Origin of the sequence: Anaerostipes hominis (ex Lee et al. 2021), assembly GCF_002270485.1 — a bacterium.
Classification (GTDB): Bacteria; Bacillota; Clostridia; order Lachnospirales; family Lachnospiraceae; genus Anaerostipes; species Anaerostipes hominis.
This window is the reverse complement of record NZ_NQOG01000001.1, coordinates 117422-135775: the sequence shown is the minus strand read 5'-3', so window position 1 is coordinate 135775 and position 18354 is coordinate 117422. Positions and strand designations below refer to the sequence as shown.

Here is an 18354-nt window from a genome sequence, read left to right as displayed (position 1 = left end):
CATGGAATCTAAAATTAAAGTACAGAATCTGGATTTATATTACGGGGATTTTAAAGCACTCAAAGCGATTGATCTGGATATTTCCCCGAATGAGATCACGGCATTTATCGGTCCGTCCGGCTGTGGAAAATCTACACTTTTAAAATCTTTAAACCGTATGAATGACCTGGTGGAGGGATGTAAGATCACAGGAAAAGTCACTCTGGACGGAGAAGATATTTATGGAGATATGGACATTAATCTGCTCAGAAAACGGGTAGGCATGGTGTTTCAGAAGCCGAATCCGTTTCCTATGAGTGTCTATGACAATGTAGCCTATGGGCCGAGGACCCATGGAGTCAGGAACAAAGCGCAGCTGGATGAGATCGTGGAGAAATCTCTGAGAAACGCGGCAATCTGGGATGAACTGAAGGACCGTCTGAAAAAAAGTGCCATGGGCCTTTCGGGAGGCCAGCAGCAGAGACTCTGCATCGCCAGGGCTCTGGCAGTGGAGCCGGAAGTACTCTTGATGGATGAGCCGACGTCTGCGCTGGACCCGATTTCTACCTCAAAGATCGAGGACCTTGCGGCAGAGCTGAAATCCAAGTATACTATCATTATGGTGACCCATAATATGCAGCAGGCCGTCCGTATTTCCGATAAGACCGCATTTTTCCTTTTAGGGGAAGTCGTAGAGTATGGAAAGTCCGATAAACTGTTTTCCATGCCGAAAGATCAAAGAACAGAAGACTATATTACAGGAAGGTTTGGTTGATATGAGAAATCGGTTTGACAGACAGCTTGAACAGCTGAATATTGAAATGATCGAGATGGGTGCCCTCTGTGAGGATATGATTCATCTGGCAGGGAAACTGGTAGATATAAAGAGCAAAGAGATGATTTTAAGGATCGATGATCTGGAAGAAGAGATCAATCAGAAAGAGCGGGACATAGAGAGACGATGTATGAAGCTTCTGCTCCAGCAGCAGCCGGTGGCCGGGGATTTGAGGATGATCTCTGCGGCACTCAAAATGGTTTCGGATATGGAACGGATCGGGGACCAGGCCGTGGACATCGCGGGCATCGTAAAAAAGAGTGATGTGGTGACTGTGATGAATAACCACACCCACGTGCTGATGATGGCTGCAAGCACGATCGCTATGGTGACAAAAGCTGTGGATTCTTTTGTAAAGAAAGATCTGGATGCCGCGAATGAGGTGATCAAAGCAGACGACGAGGTGGACGCTCTGTTTTCCAAAGTAAAAAAAGAAGTGATCTCTTTGATCCATGAGGACCCGGAAAAAGGAGAGGCCTGTGTAGCGATTGTCATGATCGCCAAGTATTTTGAACGGATCGGCGATCACGCCAGCAATATCGCCGAATGGGTGGAATTCTCTATTACCGGGGAGTATAAAGGAGGAAGTCTGTGATTTATATTGTCGAGGACGATGCAAACATACGGGAACTTGTCATCTACACTCTTCAGAGTACAGGATTTGATGCGGGGGGATATGAAAGCGGCATCAGTTTTTTTAAGGACCTTTCAGCCGGAAGGATTCCTGAACTGGTGCTTCTGGACATTATGCTCCCGGGTGAAGACGGTATCAGTATTTTAAGGAAGATCAGGAACAATCCTGAGACAAAGAATATCCCGGTGATCATGATGACGGCGAAGGGCGCCGAGTATGACAAGGTGCTGGGCTTAGACAGCGGAGCGGATGATTATATTACAAAACCTTTCGGTATGATGGAACTGGTATCCCGGATCAAAGCGGTTTTAAGGCGGGTAAAAAAAGAGGAGCCGACGGAAGAACTCTCGGCAGGAAATCTCTATATCCATGTGGGAAAGCATAAGGTCCTGGCAGACGGCGAAAAGGTGGAACTGACCTACAAAGAGTTCCGCCTGCTCTGTATGCTCATGGAGAGCAAAGGCAATGTGCTCACCAGAGACCAGCTTCTCACAAATATTTGGGGATATGATTTTGACGGCGAGACACGGACGGTGGATGTCCATATCCGTACCCTGCGCCAGAAGCTGGGAAACTGCGGCGCTATGATTGAGACTGTGAGAGGGATCGGTTACCGCATTGGAGGCAGTGAATGAAGCGTAAGATTTTTCTGAATATGAGTTATATCGCCCTGATCACGGTGGTGTGCACTACGGTATTTTTATCTGCGGTTGCTTACGGAAGATATATGTCCCAGGTAAAAGAGGGGATTCAGAACGAGGCCGGATATATGGCAGAGTCCCTGAACCAGCACGAGAACCAGAGTCTGGATGCATACAAAGATATCACGATCAGCAGGATCACGCTGATCGCTTCAGACGGGAAGGTCCTGTATGACAGTACGGGAAAAGAAAAGTCTATGAGTAATCACAGAAATAGAAAAGAGTTCAAAGAAGCGGTAAAAAACGGGGCCGGGGAGAGTACAAGGATCTCTAAGACGCTCAAAAAACAAACGTATTATTATGCTGTGAAGCTTTCGGACGGCAGTGTCTTACGGCTCAGCCGGGAGACTCAGACTATTTTTAACCAGGTGGAGGGAGTACTGCCTGTCCTGATTTTAATGATGGCAGTGGTCTTTGTTTTGGCGCTGGCTCTTTCAAGACTCCTCACCGGAAGGATTATCGAACCGATCAACCGGATCAACCTGGAGCATCCGGAAGATGAGAACACCTATGACGAGCTGTCGCCTCTGCTGGTGAGGATTCACCGGCAGAATGAGGCCATAAAAGAAAAGATCAGAGAGATCAAGGAAAAGCAGATCGAGTTTACGACGATTACAGAAAATATGAGCGAAGGCTTTCTGATCCTCAACGATAAATCTGTGGTGCTCTCTTATAACACAAGTGCCCTCAGGATCCTTGACATCAATGAAGACCAGTGCAGCAACCAGAATGTATTGTCAATCAACCGCAGCCATGAATTCCGCAGAGCGGTGGAGATGGCTTTGGGCGGAGAGCCTTCCGAGGAAGTGATGGAATTCCGCGAGCGCAAATACTTGCTTATGGCCAATCCGGTAACGGTATCAGGCGCGGTTAAAGGAGTGGTGCTGATGATGATCGATGTGACAGAAAAAGAAGAAAGAGAAGAACTTAGAAAAGAATTTTCCGCAAATGTATCTCATGAGCTGAAGACTCCGCTGACGACGATTTCAGGATATGCGGAGCTTATGAAAGACGGACTCGTAAAGCAGGAGGATGTAGGCCGGTTTTCGGAAAAGATCTACACAGAGGCCAGAAGGCTCATTTCCATGATAGAGGGTATCATCAAACTGTCCAGGCTGGATGAAAATCAGATTGTGCAGGAAAAAGAAGAGATCGATCTGTACCAGATGACCTTGGAAATTAAAAATTCTCTGTCTATGAAGGCAGCAGAGGCAGGGATTGATCTACATGTTCTTGGATCTCCTTGCACAGTCTCTGGTGTCCGTCAGATCTTGTACGAAATGTTATATAATCTCATAGAAAATGCAGTCAAGTACAACGACCGGGGAGGTCATGTGTCTGTAACCGCTGCTGCCATGGAAGGGCGGGCTACAGTGATCGTAGAAGATGATGGTATCGGCATTCCACCGGAAGATGCGGATCGTATTTTTGAACGGTTTTACCGGGGAGACAAAAGCCATTCCAGTGAGAGAGAAGGCACAGGCCTGGGGCTTTCTATCGTAAAACACGGGGCGAAATACCACGGCGCCAAAATCGAAGTGGAAAGTGAAGTGGGAAAGGGAACAAAAATTGCAGTTATTTTTTAGCCTAAAAGAGGCGGTCCTTTTTGGATCGTCTCTTTTTTTCTTTCTCTTTTTATGGTATGATTTCAATTAAGTATGAGTTTTTTATCACTCTTTCCGTCGCGCTTTAAAATGCGCTCCTCCAATAGTGATAAAAAACTTTTACAGAGTGGCGCCTTCTGTTTTGCTGGATAATATCTCCGGCAAATGTTACGTCCATTTTCATAAAATAAAGGAGAATTGACATGATCAATGAATTAGTAAAAAAAATAAAACAGCTGGATGCACCGATCGTGGTGGGATTGGACCCTATGCTTGATTATGTGCCTGACCAGATAAAGAAAAAAGCATTTGACGAATTCGGAGAAACTTTGAAGGGTGCCGGGGAAGCAATCTGGCAGTATAATAAAGGAATTATTGACACTACATACGACCTGATCCCGGCAGTAAAGCCTCAGATTGCTATGTATGAGCAGTTCGGTGTGGAAGGACTCACTGCTTTTCATAGAACATGTGAATATGCAAAGGAAAAAGGACTGGTGGTGATCGGCGATATTAAGCGGGGCGATATCGGCTCCACATCAGCGGCCTATGCGGTGGGACATGCCGGAGCGGTACAGGTGGGCAGCAAAAAATACCGCGGGTTCGATGAAGATTTTCTGACGGTGAACCCATACCTCGGAAGCGATGGGATTCTTCCGTTTATTGATGTGTGCAAAGAAGAAAAAAAAGGATTGTTTATTCTTGTGAAGACGTCCAACCCATCCAGCGGAGAGTTCCAGGACCAGCTGGTGGACGGAAAACCTCTGTATGAACTGGTGGCAGAGAAAGTAGCCATGTGGGGTGAAAGTCATATGGGAGACAGTTACAGTTATGTAGGGGCCGTCGTAGGGGCAACCTATCCGAAAATGGGAGAGGTCTTAAGAAAGATTATGCCGAAAAACTACATTCTGGTTCCGGGATACGGAGCGCAGGGAGGAAAAGCAGAGGACCTCAAACCGTTCTTTAATGAGGACGGACTGGGAGCCGTCATCAATTCCTCCAGAGGCATCATCTGTGCGTACAAACAGGAACAGTACGCCGGATTCGGAGCCGAAAATTATGCGGATGCATCCAGACAGGCTGTGCTGGATATGAAAGAAGATCTGAAAAAGGCATTTGTAAAATAAGGAGAGACATATGGGAAAACATAATATAAAGGCTGAGATCGTCAGCCAGAAGAAGCTTTCCACAGATATTTTTGACATGACACTGAACGTCGGAGATATGGCCAAAGAGGCTTTGCCGGGACAGTTTGTATCTGTCTACGTCAACGACGGAAGCAAGCTGCTGCCGAGGCCAATCAGTATCTGCGGCATTGACGCAAAACACAAAACGGTCAGGATCGTTTACCGGATCGCAGGCAAAGGCACAGAACTTCTGAGCACTTATGAAGCAGGGACCAGGCTTAACGTGCTGGGACCACTCGGCAATGGTTTTAACATGAAAAATGAGAAAGCAATTCTGATCGGAGGAGGCATCGGGATACCTCCGATGCTGGAACTTGCGAAACAGCTGAAATGTGAGAAGACCATTGTGCTCGGTTACAGGAATCAGGATACGTTCCTGAAAGAAGAATTTGAAGCATACGGCGAGGTCCTTGTTTCTACGGAAGACGGTTCCGTGGGGACAAAAGGTAATGTCATTGATGCCGTGAGAGAACAGGCGAGAGAAGGTTCTGTGATCTATGCATGCGGGCCGACTCCTATGTTGAAAGGCGTGAAAGCTTATGCGGAGGAAATGGGGCTGGAAGCCCAGATTTCTCTGGAAGAGAGAATGGCATGCGGCATAGGAGCATGCCTGGCCTGCGTCTGTAAATCAAAAGAAGTGGACGGTCACACCCATGTCCGCAATAAACGGGTCTGCAAAGACGGGCCTGTATTTGACGCAAAGGAGGTAGAGTTCTGATGAATTTGGGAGTAGAGATCGCAGGAGTTTCTTTAAAGAATCCAGTGACCACAGGTTCCGGGACCTTCGGTTCCGGGGAGGAATACAGTGAATTTGTCGATCTGTCCAGCCTTGGAGCGGTGACGACAAAAGGTGTTGCCAATGTGCCTTGGGAGGGAAACCCGACCCCCAGGGTGGCTGAGACTTACGGGGGCATGCTCAATGCGGTAGGACTTCAGAATCCGGGCGTTGATGTGATGATAAAGAGGGACCTGCCATTTTTAAAGAAAGCGGGTGCTGCTGTGATCGTCAATGTCTGCGGGAGAACCGTGGAAGATTATATTGAGGTGGTGGAACGGCTTTCCGATCAGCCCGTGGATCTTTTGGAGATCAATGTCTCCTGCCCGAATGTTAAAGAAGGCGGCATTGCTTTTGGACAGGACCCGAAAGCGTTGTATGAGATCACGAAGGCAGTGAAAGAAAAGGCAGATCAGCCGATTATCATGAAGCTGAGCCCTAACGTAACGGATATCAAAGAAATGGCAAAAGCCGCGGAGGCAGCGGGGAGTGATGCACTTTCCCTGATCAATACCCTGACCGGAATGAAAATTGATATAGAAAAGAGAGACTTCCTTCTGGCCAATAAAACCGGAGGACTCTCGGGGCCGGCGATCAAGCCGGTGGCAGTGCGCATGGTATACGAGGTGTGCAGTACGGTGAAGATTCCGGTGATCGGTATGGGAGGAATTTTAAACGCGGAAGACGCCCTGGAATTCATTATGGCCGGAGCCACTGCGGTGGCCGTGGGGACAGCCAATTTTACGGACCCCTGTGCGGCAGTCAAAGTCATTGACGGTATCAAGTCTTACATGGAACGCCATAACATAGAAGATATCCGGGAATTGATCGGATGTGTAAAGTAAACTGCAAAGGATGACGGAAGTGAGGCCAGCATGAACATATTATTTTTTTTGACGCCTAAGGAAGATGTGTCATATCTGCCGGAAGATTATACTTTGAGACAGGCGCTGGAGAAAATGAAATACCATGGATACTCGGCAGTTCCCGTATTGACTGGCGACGGCAGGTATGTGGGAACTGTGACGGAGGGGGATCTGCTCTGGGCAATGATGGATGACGCAGGATTTAACCTTGAGAAAGCAGAACTGATCTTTTTAAAAGATATGAAACGCAGAAGGGACAACAGGCCGGTGACGGTCAATACAGATATGGACGACCTGGTGGATGTGATCAAAGACCAGAATTTTGTCCCGGTCATCGACGATGAACAGCGGTTTATCGGGATCGTCACAAGAAAAGATGTGATCGGGTTTTATTACAGAGAATATCAGAAGGCTGAACATAAGGAGGAACATGATGGAACAGTATAAAAAAGAGTTTATTGAATTTATGATCGACTGCAATGTTTTGAAATTCGGAGATTTTGTGACCAAAAGCGGAAGAAACACGCCGTTCTTTGTAAATACGGGATTTTATCGGACCGGAGCCCAGTTAAAGAAGCTCGGAACTTATTATGCAAAGGCCATTGAAGCGAAATTCGGATTTGACTTTGATGTCCTGTTCGGACCGGCATACAAAGGAATCCCGCTGAGTGTAGCCGCTGCCATTGCAATCTCTGAAAACTATGGGAAAGATATCAAATACTGTGCAAACCGCAAGGAAGTAAAAGACCACGGGGACACAGGAATCCTGCTTGGAAGTCCGATCGAGGACGGAGATAAGGTCGTGATCATTGAAGACGTGACCACAGCCGGAACCTCGATCCAGGAAACACTTCCGATCGTGAAAGCCCAGGGCGATGTGGATGTTTTGGGACTCGTAGTTTCTGTGGACCGGATGGAACGGGGACAGGGAACAAAGAGCGCCCTGGAAGAAATCCGTGAAAATTACGGGCTGGAAACTACGGCCATTGTAACGATGCAGGAAGTGGTGGAACACCTGTATAATAAACCTTATAATGGAAAAGTTATCATTGACGATACATTAAAGGCAGCTATTGACGCATACTATGAGAAGTATGGCGTTCAATAAAGAAGGGTTTATTTGTGACAAGAAAAAAGAAAAGGGCAGCCAGGTTTGGCTGCCGGATTTTATTTTATTTGTATCTTATTGTGATGTTTTATTTTGTGCTGTTCAGTGAGCGTTACGGCAGAGAGACAGGGTATGACACATCCCATGTAAATCTGGAATTGTTTAAAGAGATCAAACGGTTCTGGATGTACAGATCACTGCTTACCCCGGAGGCATTCATAACAAATCTGGTCGGAAATGTTTTTGCATTCTGTCCGTTTGGATTTCTGCTCCCTGTCATGACGGAGAAAAAGAGGGGATTCATTAAAGTTGTTGCCGGATCTTTTTTATTCAGTCTGATCATCGAGAGCTGCCAGTATATTTTTAAGGTTGGGGTCTTTGATGTGGACGACTTACTGTTAAACACGATTGGCGGCCTGATCGGCTATATGATCTACAAGATTGCCGTCACGATTTACCGGAGGAAATAACATGCGGGTTAATAAAAAGAAACGCCAGGCCTATCGTCCGTCGGATCATGTTGTATCCAGGGAGTCAGCGGTTTCCAGCATTCTCGGAGCCATAGGAATTTTCGGCTATCTTATTTTAGTCGGAGCTTCCTTTCAGGCGGCCGGAAACGGGGGAATACTGCTCGGCGCAGCTGCGTGGGTGCTGTTTGGCATCTCTGTCTTTGGAATGATGCTGGCAGTGCGCAGCTATCACGATACGGCATCCATCAGGGTCTGGAAAGTGGTCGGAAGTATTACAAACGGAGCTGTGCTTTTGTTTTCAGCTGCTTTGTTTCTGATCGGATTGATTTAGGAGGGAGTTATGGAACGACTTAAGAAACAGATGGAGTTTATCATAGAGGTGGATAAGCTCAAAGACATTATCCGCCAGACGAATCTGACGAATGGGGAGAGAAAAGAAAATGATGCGGAACATTCATGGCATCTGGCTTTGATGGCTGTTTTTCTCTCTGAATATGCAAAGGAACCGGTGGATGTCCTTCAGGTGATCAAGATGGTCCTGATCCATGACCTGGTGGAAATCGACGCAGGCGATACTTATTTATATGATGAAGCCGGAAACGGAACAAAGGCGGCCAGGGAACAGAAAGCAGCGGAACGGATCTTCAATATTCTTCCCGGGGATCAGGCAGAAGAGCTGTTTAAGCTTTGGCAGGAATTTGAGGACCGCAAAACTCCGGAGTCCAAATTTGCGAATACACTGGACCGGATTCAGCCGGTTCTTTTAAATGATGCCACAGAGGGAAGGGCATGGAGAGAACATGACGTCTGCATTGACCAGATTATGAGCAAAAATGAGTATACCAGTCAGGGATCTGATGTACTCTGGACGTATATTCAGGATGTTTTTGAGAAAAATATAGAAAACGGAAATATTAAAAGGAGCTTATAACGTGGATGAATTATTGATGGAACGCCATTTTCTAAATCAGGAAAGGCTCAGGGCTCTTTTACAGGAAGACTCTGTAAAAGAGCCTTTTTTGGATTATTTTAGAAAAATGGCGGAGAGGCTTTTATTTGCCGATGAAGTATATGGAGTAAAAGACAAGCAGCTTTCTTTGCTGAAAGTGTGGAATAAAGAGTGGTATAGGCAAATTCTGCCGTCCCATTATGATGAATGCTATGGAAATCCGGACTATGCCCGCAAAGCTTTGGGAGAAGACTTCGGGGATATCTTGTGTTTTTTGTATGCAGAGATACAGGGGTGCTTCATTTATGCGGTGGAAGGACAGCTGTTTGAACTGACGATCATGAATGAACTGTTTTTAGAGATTTATCAGTTGTTTCTGGAAGGAGAACCGGAGAGAAAGACGGCGAGGCAGGTCATCTTCGACCATATGCGTGATTACAGCCAGGAACTCTGCTTAAGCCGAGTCAGAGAACAGCTGGATCCAAGTGTATCCTCGGCATCTGACATTGTGATGAAGTCAGATCTGTCAGATCCGGACGTGCTTTATCTGTACGGCGAGTACGTTTCCGAAAATGAGACAAAGATGCTTTCTTTTTTAAACAGTCTTCCGAAGGAACGGATCAAAGCTATTGCGAAAACGTTTGTGGACGGATTCCATGATGGTTTTATTATCAACAACATTGACATGACAAGAAAGGCAACTGTGAATATTCGTTATCACCTGGGATTTGAACCGATCATCAGGGAGGCTGCGCTGCAGTTTCAGGAGATCGGGCTTACTCCAATTTTATACCGGGGAACTGCAGGCGTGATCACAAGGGGGATGTCGAAGGTGGGATACATTTCCACGAGCCCGAATCCGCAGTTTGAGTATGACCACAGATTTGACCAGGCACTTTTTTTTAACAAAGCTTTTATGAGTCACAAGCTGGAAAGTTACCGGAACGCATATGAAAAGTTGAAGGAGGAAGCTGCTTTATTTGCCGGTCCCGCATGTATGGAGACGTTCGGTGAGCTGCCGTTTACACCGGAGAATAAAGAGACCGGACTGCGCCTTTCCGAGAAACAGGAAAAGCTTTCTGTAGAGTACCAAAATGAGTCCAGCAAGATAGCCAACGAGTATATGAAGCCGGAGGAGCGGAGTTTTACGATCATTGCATATCCGCTTCCGGAAATCGGGAAAAATTTCGAAGAAATTTTCGAGGAGGTGGCTAAGGTCAATACGCTGGACAAAGAAAAATATAAGAAGATCCAGCAGCATCTGATCGATGCCCTGGACCAGGGTGTGGAAGTCCACATAAAGGGGGCAGAAGATAACGAAACAGACCTGTATGTGGCCCTGCGCGAGCTGGAAGATCCTGAGAAGGAGACAAACTTTGAAAATTGTCTGGCAGATGTAAACATTCCGGTAGGTGAGGTGTTTACTTCCCCGAAATTAAACGGGACTAACGGAGTGCTCCATGTAAGTGAGGTCTATTTAAGAGATCTGAAGTTTATTGATCTGAGACTGGTTTTCAAAGACGGTATGATCACAGAGTATTCCTGCCGCAATTTCGAGTCAGAAGAAGAAAATAAGGCATTTATAAAGCAGAATCTTCTCTATAACAGAGAGACTCTTCCCATGGGAGAGTTTGCTGTTGGAACCAATACTACGGCCTATGCCATGGCACAGAAGTTTGGAATTTTATATCAGCTTCCAATCCTGATCGTTGAGAAAATGGGCCCACATTTTGCAGTGGGAGATACCTGTTACAGTCACAGCGAAGCAACTGAGCTGCACAATCCGGACGGAAAAGAGATCGTGGCAAAGAGCAACTGTCTTTCTGAAAAAGGAGAATATTTTAACTGTCATACGGACATTACCATTCCCTATGAGGAACTGGATTCCATCTGTGTGATCAGACTGGGAGGCGGGGAAACAGCCCTGATACAGGGAGGAAAATTTGTCCTCCCGGGCACAGAAATCCTGAACGAACCATTGACGTGACCGGATCCAGTAGGTAGAATAGAAGAAAACAAATCGAATTATGACAAAGGAGACAGAATTATGGCAAGAGTAGCGATTGTTATGGGAAGCGATTCCGATATGCCTGTCATGAGCAAGGCGGCAGATTTTTTAGAGGAGATGGGGATTGATTTTGAGATGACCATCATTTCTGCTCACAGGGAACCGGATATTTTCTTTGAATGGGCAAAAGGAGCCGAGGAGCGCGGAGTCAAAGTGATCATCGCAGGTGCAGGAAAAGCGGCCCATCTTCCGGGTATGTGTGCAGCACTGTTCCCGATGCCGGTGATCGGAATACCGATGAAAACCTCAGATCTTGGGGGAGTGGATTCTCTTTACTCTATTGTTCAGATGCCGTCCGGAGTGCCGGTTGCATCGGTTGCCATCAACGGAGGACAAAATGCCGGAATCCTTGCAGCGCAGATTTTGGCTTCGTCTGATGCCGGTCTTCTTCAAAAACTAAAAGACTATAGGACAACCATGAAAGAATCTGTCGTAAAGAAGGCCGATAAGCTTAACCAGGTTGGATATAAGAACTATGAATAAGAAAAGACTTGCAGCCGTACTGTTATGTACGGCTGTTTGCGCTGGACTTACAGGAGTTTCAATACAAAACCGGAATACTTTGGCGGGGGATCGCCGGATTATGGTGGCGATCGACGCTGGACATCAGAAAAAGGGTGACACCAGGAAAGAGCCCATCGGACCGGGTTCCCGAAAGAAGAAAGCAAAAGTGGCATCGGGTACACAGGGAGTGGCGACAAAGGTTCCGGAATCAAAGCTTACGCTCAGTGTAGCCAAGAAACTGAAATGGGAACTTAAAAAAAGAGGCTATAAAGTCTACATGGTAAGAAAAAAGCAGAACGTCAACATCAGTAATAAGAAAAGAGCGCTGCTGGTGAATAAAAGCGGCGCCGATGTCTGTATCCGTCTCCATGCAGATGCCGGGGGAAAGAGGGTACGCGGTGCTTCGGCCTTATTTCCGACAAAGAAGAATCCTTATGTAAAGAAGTTGAGCAAGCCCAGCAAAAAGCTGTCCAGGGATGTGCTGAAAAAATATTGCAAGACTACCGGTATCAAGAACAGAGGCCTTTCAGGGAGGAATGATCTGACGGGCACAAACTGGAGTAAAGTTCCGGTGACACTAATCGAAATGGGATTTATGACGAATAAAAAAGAAGACAAAAAGATGCAGAAGAGTTCTTTTCAGAAAAAGATGGCGAAAGGAATTGCAGACGGCATTGACTGTTATTTCGGAGAATAAAGGAGACTCTCCCTGTGGGCGGGGTCTAAATAGAAAAAGATACATTTTTAGGAGGAAAAACATGGATTACAAAAAGGCAGGAGTAGATATTGAAGCAGGTTACCAGTCCGTAGAACTCATGAAAAAGCACGTGCAGGCCACAATGAGAGAGGAAGTTTTGACAAACATCGGAGGGTTTTCCGGGGCTTTTTCATTAAAGAAGTTTAAAGATATGGAAAATCCGACTCTTGTATCCGGTACCGACGGAGTTGGGACAAAGTTAAAGCTTGCTTTTATTATGGATAAGCATGATACTATCGGTATTGACTGTGTGGCGATGTGCGTCAATGATATCGCATGTGCGGGTGGAGAGCCTTTGTACTTTTTGGACTATATTGCATGCGGAAAAAACTTTCCTGAAAAGATCGCCACCATCGTAAGCGGAGTGGCAGAAGGATGCAAGCAGTCTGATGCGGCTCTGATCGGCGGAGAAACTGCCGAAATGCCGGGATTTTATCCGGAGGACGAATATGACTTAGCCGGCTTTGCCGTGGGAATCGTAGACGAAAAGGACCTGATTACGGGAAAAGAGATCAAAGAAGGAGACGTGCTGATCGGCATCGCATCTTCAGGAATCCACAGCAACGGATATTCTCTGGTGCGCAAGGTATTCGATATGTCAAAAGAATCTCTGGAAACTTTTTATGAAGAATTGGGAACGACTCTTGGAGAAGCGCTCCTGGCGCCTACGAAGATTTATGTGAAAGCCTTGAAGGCGATTAAAGAAGCGGATGTGGAGATCAAAGGCTGCAGCCATATTACCGGAGGTGGTTTTTATGAAAATATTCCGAGAATGCTTCCGGAGGGGGCACATGCGGTCGTTCACAAGGATGCATATGAAGTGCCTGCTATCTTTAAGCTGCTTGCAAAAACCGGGGATATCGACGAAAAGATGATGTATAATACATACAATATGGGAATCGGCATGATGGTGGCCGTGGATGAAAAGAGTGTGAACGATACGCTGGAAGCCCTGGAACGTGCCGGGGAAACAGCATTTGTAGTAGGTGAGATCAAAGCCGGCGAAAAAGGTGTGACGGTATGTTAAAGGTTGCGGTATTAGTATCCGGAGGCGGCACGAATCTGCAGGCTGTCATCGATGCTATAGAAGAAGGGCGTATTTCCAACGCAAGGATCGATGTGGTGATCAGCAACAATAAAAATGCCTATGCATTGGAGCGCGCCGCAAATCATGGAATCGAAGCGGTGGGACTGTCGCCGAAGGATTTTGAGAGCAGAGAATTGTTTAATGAGGCACTTTATCAGGAATTGGCCGGCAGGGAGATTGATCTGGTAGTGCTGGCAGGATGCCTTGTAGTAATACCTGATAAGATCATTCATGAGTTTGAAAATCGGATGATCAATATTCATCCGTCCCTGATCCCGTCTTTCTGCGGGAAGGGCTGCTATGGACTAAAAGTCCATGAACAGGCTCTGAAAAGAGGAGTCAGGATTTCAGGTGCTACTGTTCATTTTGTGGATGAGGGAACGGATACCGGTCCGATCATTATGCAGAAAGCTGTGGAGGTCAGGGAAGATGATACACCCGAAACTCTTCAGAGACGGATCATGGAACAGGCAGAGTGGGTGATTCTTCCTGAAGTGATTAATCTGATCGCCAAAGGTAAAGTTTCAGTTTCAGAAGGACACGTAAAGATCGAGAAATAAAAGAAAGGATAGAAGGATGGATATACTGATTGTTGGCAGCGGAGGAAGGGAACATGCCATTGCCTGGGCAGCGGCAAAAAGTCCGAACGCAGATAAGATTTACTGTGCTCCGGGGAACGCAGGAATCGCAGAATTTGCAGAGTGTGTGGATATTGGAGCCATGGAGTTTGACAAACTGGTGGCTTTTGCAAAGGAAAAAGAGATCGGCCTGACCATCATTGGAATGGATGATCCGCTGGTGGGAGGTGTTGTAGACGCTTTTGAGGCTGAAGGACTCAGAGTGTTCGGACCGCGCAAAAATGCGGCGATCATTGAAGGCTCCAAGGCATTTTCTAAAGACTTGATGAAAAAATACAAGATTCCGACGGCGTCTTATGAGAATTTTACAGATCCTGAACAGGCGATGACTTATCTTGAAACGGTCAAAATGCCAATCGTGCTCAAAGCAGACGGGCTGGCACTGGGAAAGGGAGTTTTGATCTGTGAAACTCTGGAGGAAGCAAAGGCAGGCGTTAAGACTTTAATGTTAGACAAACAGTTCGGGGATGCCGGCAATGAGATTGTCATCGAAGAGTTTATGACCGGCAGGGAAGTTTCCGTACTGGCTTTCTGCGACGGAAAGACAATCCGATGCATGACTTCCGCACAGGATCACAAGCGTGCCAAAGACGGAGACCAAGGACTCAATACCGGAGGTATGGGGACCTTTTCTCCGAGTCCATTCTACACAAAAGAAGTGGAAGAATTCTGTGAAAAGTATATATACCAGCCGACGATGGATGCCATGGCTTCTGAAGGACGTCCGTTCACAGGAATTTTGTTCACAGGGCTGATGCTTACAGAAGACGGACCGAAGGTACTGGAATATAACGCCAGATTCGGAGATCCGGAGGCGCAGGTGGTCCTGCCCCGGATGAAAAATGACATGATTGAAGTGATGGAAGCCTGTATTGATGGAAAACTTTCCGATGTTACTCTGGAATTTGAAGAGAATGCTGCAGTCTGTGTGGTGCTTGCATCTGACGGATATCCGGAAAAGTATGAGAAAGGTTTTGAGATCAGGGGACTCGATAAGTTTAAAGGCCAGGATGGATACTATGTGTTCCATGCAGGGACAAAGTTTGACGGAGACAAGATCGTGACCAACGGCGGCCGGGTTCTTGGTGTTGTGGCAAAGGGTGATGACCTGAAAGGTGCCCGCAGCAATGCATATAAGGCTACGGAATGGATCGATTTTGAAAATAAATACAAGAGAAATGACATAGGAAAGGCCATCGACGAGGCGTAATGATTTATGTCTGGGAAGCAGGACAGAGTAGAGATTCTTTGTCCTGCTTCTCTATTTTTTTACATTGACATTCCGTGCTATTTATTATAGTCTAAGTATAACAAAAGATATGAAAGAAGGAAGGGATGAAAATGCTGCTTGAAGTAGATTTTAACAGCGATCAGGCCATTTATATTCAATTGAGAAACCAGATCATCGTCGGGATTGCGTGTTCCGACATCCAGGATGGCGAGTCCCTGCCGTCGGTGCGCCAGCTGGCACAAATCTTAGGTGTAAACATGCATACGGTAAATAAAGCATATGCTATATTAAGAGAAGAAGGCTATTTGAAGCTGGACCGGAGGAAAGGCGCAGTCGTAAGCGTGGATGCCAATGAAAAGGCAAAACAGTTGGAGGAATTGGAAAACAGCCTTCAGATTTTGGTGGCTCAGGCCATCTGCAAGGGTGTGACGCGAGAAGAATTATATCAGCTGATCGACCACGTATATGGGCAGCTTGACAGAAATTAGGAGGACAGAATGAGAAAATTACCACTTACCAGATATTTAAGCCATGCATTGGAGGAGGCGGGGAAGATATCCGCAAGGCTTGGAGCGGAACATATAGAAACTTTGTCTCTTCTGCTGGGACTGTTTAAAATGAAGGGGTCCCTGGCCTGTGAGATACTGAAGATGCACGGGGTGTCTGAGGAGATCTTTTCAGAAGCTTTTAAGGCGCGTACCGCAGAAAAAAAGAGGCGTACAAAGGTAAACACTTTTACCCCCAGAGCAGAGGAGATTTTAAGCCTTGCCGCCCAGATGGCAGTCAAGTACGGAAGTGATGTGCTCGGCACAGAGCATGTGCTGCTGGCGGTTTTGAAGGACGGCGAAAATGAGGCGGTCCAGTTACTGGTACAGCAGAAAATTCCGGTGGACGCCATATTTATTGATATATTGGTAACCATGGGAATCGATTATAAATCTGCCAAGAATGAATTTTCCAACAGTTCGCCGGATGATTATTTTGCGGAAGACGGAGCCGGAGAAAGTATTTTAGAAAAGTTCAGCACGGATCTGACCCAGAAGGCAAAAGACGATGAACTGGATCCAATGATCGGAAGAGAAGAAGAGATGGAGCGGTTGATGCAGGTATTGTGCAGGAGGTCCAAAAATAATCCTTGTCTGATCGGAGATCCGGGTGTGGGAAAGACCGCTATCGTGGAGGGACTGGCTGCGAGGGTCGTGCAGGGGAACGTGCCGCTCAACCTGAAGGATAAGAGACTGCTCTCCCTCGATTTGACGAGAGTGATCGCAGGGACCAAGTACCGTGGGGAGTTTGAGGAGAGGATGAAACAGATTATTTCTGAGGTGACGGAAGATCCTTCGGTGATCCTCTTTATTGATGAGATCCACACGATGATCGGGGCAGGAGGCTCTGAGGGAGCCATGGACGCATCCAACATACTGAAGCCCTCCCTTGCCCGGGGAGACTTTCAGCTGATCGGGGCCACGACCAGTGAAGAATATACCAAGTACTTTGAGAAGGATGCAGCACTTGTGCGAAGGTTTCAGTCTATTTTGGTGGAGGAGCCTTCGGCAAAAGAAGCAGTCAAGATCCTTGAAGGGCTCAAATATAAGTTTGAATCTCACCACAGAGTTCTGATTCCGGAAGAGGTGACTTCCTATGCGGTGGATCTTTCCTGCCGGTATGTCAATGACCGGTTTCTGCCTGACAAAGCGATCGACGTCCTGGATGAGGCCTGTGCCAAAAAGCGGATGAAGTCTTTGAAAGTGCCGGCGGATATGAAAGAGGAACAGGAGCAGCAAAAGCAGATTGTAAAAGAAATGGAAGCTTACATCAGCAGCGGGCAGATTGAAAAAGCCAGAGAACTGAAGATCAAAAAAGAGGAGCTCGGCAAAAGTCTTGAAAAGAAGTACCGCAGGATGGAAAACCAGCAAAAGAAAATACCTTCCATTGAGATGGAAGATGTGGAGGAGATCATTTCCCTCTGGACCAAGATTCCAGTGAGCCAGCTGAAACAGGGAGAGATGGAGAGACTTAGAAATCTGGAAAAAACTCTTCACAAACAGGTGATAGGACAGGATAAGGCAGTGGAGGCTGTGTCCAGAGCCATAAAGCGCAGCAGGGTCGGACTGAAAGATCCAAAGCGCCCCATCGGTTCCTTTTTGTTTTTAGGACCTACCGGTGTGGGGAAAACGGAGCTTTCCAAGAGTCTTGCAAAAGCCATGTTCGGAAGGGAAGAGGACCTGATCCGCGTAGACATGTCCGAATACATGGAAAAGCACAGCGTATCAAAGATCATCGGATCGCCTCCCGGATATGTCGGGTTCGGAGAAGGCGGGCAGCTGAGCGAGCAGGTCAGAAGGCATCCATACTCCGTTATCCTGCTGGATGAGATAGAAAAAGCGCATCCGGATGTATTTAATATCCTGCTCCAGGTGCTGGATGACGGACACATCACGGACTCTAACGGAAGAAAGGTCGATTTCAAAAACACAGTGCTTATTATGACTTCCAACGCGGGCGCGTCCAGGATCATTTCTCCGAAACAGCTTGGGTTTGTGAGGACTTCCGATAAGGAAAAGAATCACGAGAAGATGACCCAGGGTGTGATGGAGGAGGTGCGGCAGATTTTCAAGCCCGAATTCCTGAACAGGATAGACGGGACGATCGTATTTACCATGCTGACGAAAGATGAGCTCCGGGAGATTGCAAAACTGTTTTTGAACAATGTGAAGGAACAGCTGATGAAAAACCATCGGATCTCGGTGAAGATCACGCCGAATGCCGTCTCACTGCTGGCAGACAAAGGGTACAGTGAGACGTACGGTGCAAGACCGCTGCGCCGTGTGATTCAGAGCGAGATCGAGGACGTTCTGGCAGATAAGATCTTAAGCGGTGAGCTTCGGGACGGAGCAGCGCTTACGATTGGAGCAAAAGACAAAAACCTTACTTTTTCGATAAAGGATGCTAGTAAATAAG

20 protein-coding genes are annotated in these 18354 nt (G+C 46.8%); all 20 read left to right on the top strand.

Going from position 1 to position 18354, the window contains the following annotated elements:
• The first annotated feature begins 1 nt into the window (after nt 1).
• The 20 genes from pstB to CI597_RS00630 all read left to right on the top strand — a co-directional run bounded on the left by pstB (nt 2) and on the right by CI597_RS00630 (nt 18353).
• The gene (pstB, locus tag CI597_RS00725; protein ID WP_024726788.1) at nt 2-754 is read left to right on the top strand and encodes a phosphate ABC transporter ATP-binding protein PstB; all 753 of its coding nucleotides are present in this window, start codon (nt 2-4) and stop codon (nt 752-754) included.
• 1 nt (nt 755) lies between these two features.
• Nucleotides 756-1409, top strand: a complete 654-nt coding sequence (phoU, locus tag CI597_RS00720) for a phosphate signaling complex protein PhoU (RefSeq protein WP_024726789.1) — start codon at nt 756-758, stop codon at nt 1407-1409.
• Entirely contained in the window at nt 1406-2083 is a 678-nt protein-coding gene (locus CI597_RS00715) for a winged helix-turn-helix domain-containing protein (RefSeq protein WP_024726790.1), read from the top strand. The genes phoU and CI597_RS00715 overlap by 4 nt, the downstream gene beginning before the upstream one ends.
• Nucleotides 2080-3735 carry a sensor histidine kinase gene (locus CI597_RS00710; protein ID WP_024726791.1) on the top strand — a complete coding sequence of 552 codons (1656 nt, stop codon included), beginning with the start codon at nt 2080-2082 and terminating at the stop codon, nt 3733-3735. The genes CI597_RS00715 and CI597_RS00710 overlap by 4 nt, the downstream gene beginning before the upstream one ends.
• 221 nt (nt 3736-3956) lie before the next feature.
• Complete coding sequence (gene pyrF, locus CI597_RS00705; protein ID WP_024726792.1) at nt 3957-4880, top strand: orotidine-5'-phosphate decarboxylase; 924 nt, start codon at nt 3957-3959, stop codon at nt 4878-4880.
• Nucleotides 4881-4890: 10 nt separating this feature from the next.
• Nucleotides 4891-5658 carry a dihydroorotate dehydrogenase electron transfer subunit gene (locus tag CI597_RS00700; protein WP_024726793.1) on the top strand — a complete coding sequence of 256 codons (768 nt, stop codon included), beginning with the start codon at nt 4891-4893 and terminating at the stop codon, nt 5656-5658.
• Nucleotides 5658-6560, top strand: coding sequence for a dihydroorotate dehydrogenase (locus CI597_RS00695; RefSeq protein ID WP_024726794.1), 903 nt, complete (start codon nt 5658-5660; stop codon nt 6558-6560). The genes CI597_RS00700 and CI597_RS00695 overlap by 1 nt, the downstream gene beginning before the upstream one ends.
• A 30-nt stretch (nt 6561-6590) precedes the next feature.
• On the top strand, nt 6591-7028 hold the full coding sequence (locus tag CI597_RS00690; protein WP_024726795.1) for a CBS domain-containing protein: 438 nt from the start codon (nt 6591-6593) through the stop codon (nt 7026-7028).
• Complete coding sequence (pyrE, locus tag CI597_RS00685) at nt 7015-7689, top strand: orotate phosphoribosyltransferase (RefSeq protein WP_024726796.1); 675 nt, start codon at nt 7015-7017, stop codon at nt 7687-7689. Before CI597_RS00690 ends, pyrE begins: the two co-directional genes overlap by 14 nt.
• Nucleotides 7690-7703: 14 nt before the next feature.
• On the top strand, nt 7704-8159 hold the full coding sequence (locus CI597_RS00680; protein WP_024726797.1) for a VanZ family protein: 456 nt from the start codon (nt 7704-7706) through the stop codon (nt 8157-8159).
• A gap of 1 nt (nt 8160) precedes the next feature.
• Nucleotides 8161-8490 carry a hypothetical protein gene (locus CI597_RS00675; RefSeq protein WP_024726798.1) on the top strand — a complete coding sequence of 110 codons (330 nt, stop codon included), beginning with the start codon at nt 8161-8163 and terminating at the stop codon, nt 8488-8490.
• A gap of 9 nt (nt 8491-8499) precedes the next feature.
• Nucleotides 8500-9090: an HD domain-containing protein gene (locus CI597_RS00670; RefSeq protein ID WP_024726799.1), complete on the top strand. Its 591-nt coding sequence runs from the start codon at nt 8500-8502 to the stop codon at nt 9088-9090.
• Nucleotides 9091-9106: 16 nt separating this feature from the next.
• Nucleotides 9107-11095 (top strand): aminopeptidase, encoded by a 1989-nt coding sequence (locus CI597_RS00665; protein WP_034548946.1) that lies wholly within the window; start codon nt 9107-9109, stop codon nt 11093-11095.
• Nucleotides 11096-11155: 60 nt separating this feature from the next.
• A complete protein-coding gene (purE, locus tag CI597_RS00660; protein WP_024726801.1) occupies nt 11156-11659 on the top strand; it encodes a 5-(carboxyamino)imidazole ribonucleotide mutase in 504 nt (167 codons plus the stop codon).
• Nucleotides 11652-12377 (top strand): N-acetylmuramoyl-L-alanine amidase, encoded by a 726-nt coding sequence (locus tag CI597_RS00655; RefSeq protein ID WP_024726802.1) that lies wholly within the window; start codon nt 11652-11654, stop codon nt 12375-12377. Before purE ends, CI597_RS00655 begins: the two co-directional genes overlap by 8 nt.
• Nucleotides 12378-12438: 61 nt before the next feature.
• Nucleotides 12439-13464: a phosphoribosylformylglycinamidine cyclo-ligase gene (gene purM, locus CI597_RS00650; protein ID WP_024726803.1), complete on the top strand. Its 1026-nt coding sequence runs from the start codon at nt 12439-12441 to the stop codon at nt 13462-13464.
• On the top strand, nt 13458-14084 hold the full coding sequence (purN, locus tag CI597_RS00645; RefSeq protein ID WP_024726804.1) for a phosphoribosylglycinamide formyltransferase: 627 nt from the start codon (nt 13458-13460) through the stop codon (nt 14082-14084). Before purM ends, purN begins: the two co-directional genes overlap by 7 nt.
• A gap of 16 nt (nt 14085-14100) precedes the next feature.
• Complete coding sequence (purD, locus tag CI597_RS00640; RefSeq protein WP_024726805.1) at nt 14101-15372, top strand: phosphoribosylamine--glycine ligase; 1272 nt, start codon at nt 14101-14103, stop codon at nt 15370-15372.
• A gap of 131 nt (nt 15373-15503) precedes the next feature.
• Nucleotides 15504-15881, top strand: a complete 378-nt coding sequence (locus tag CI597_RS00635; RefSeq protein WP_024726806.1) for a GntR family transcriptional regulator — start codon at nt 15504-15506, stop codon at nt 15879-15881.
• Nucleotides 15882-15890: 9 nt separating this feature from the next.
• The gene (locus tag CI597_RS00630) at nt 15891-18353 is read left to right on the top strand and encodes an ATP-dependent Clp protease ATP-binding subunit (RefSeq protein ID WP_024726807.1); all 2463 of its coding nucleotides are present in this window, start codon (nt 15891-15893) and stop codon (nt 18351-18353) included.
• Nucleotide 18354: the final 1 nt, after the last annotated feature.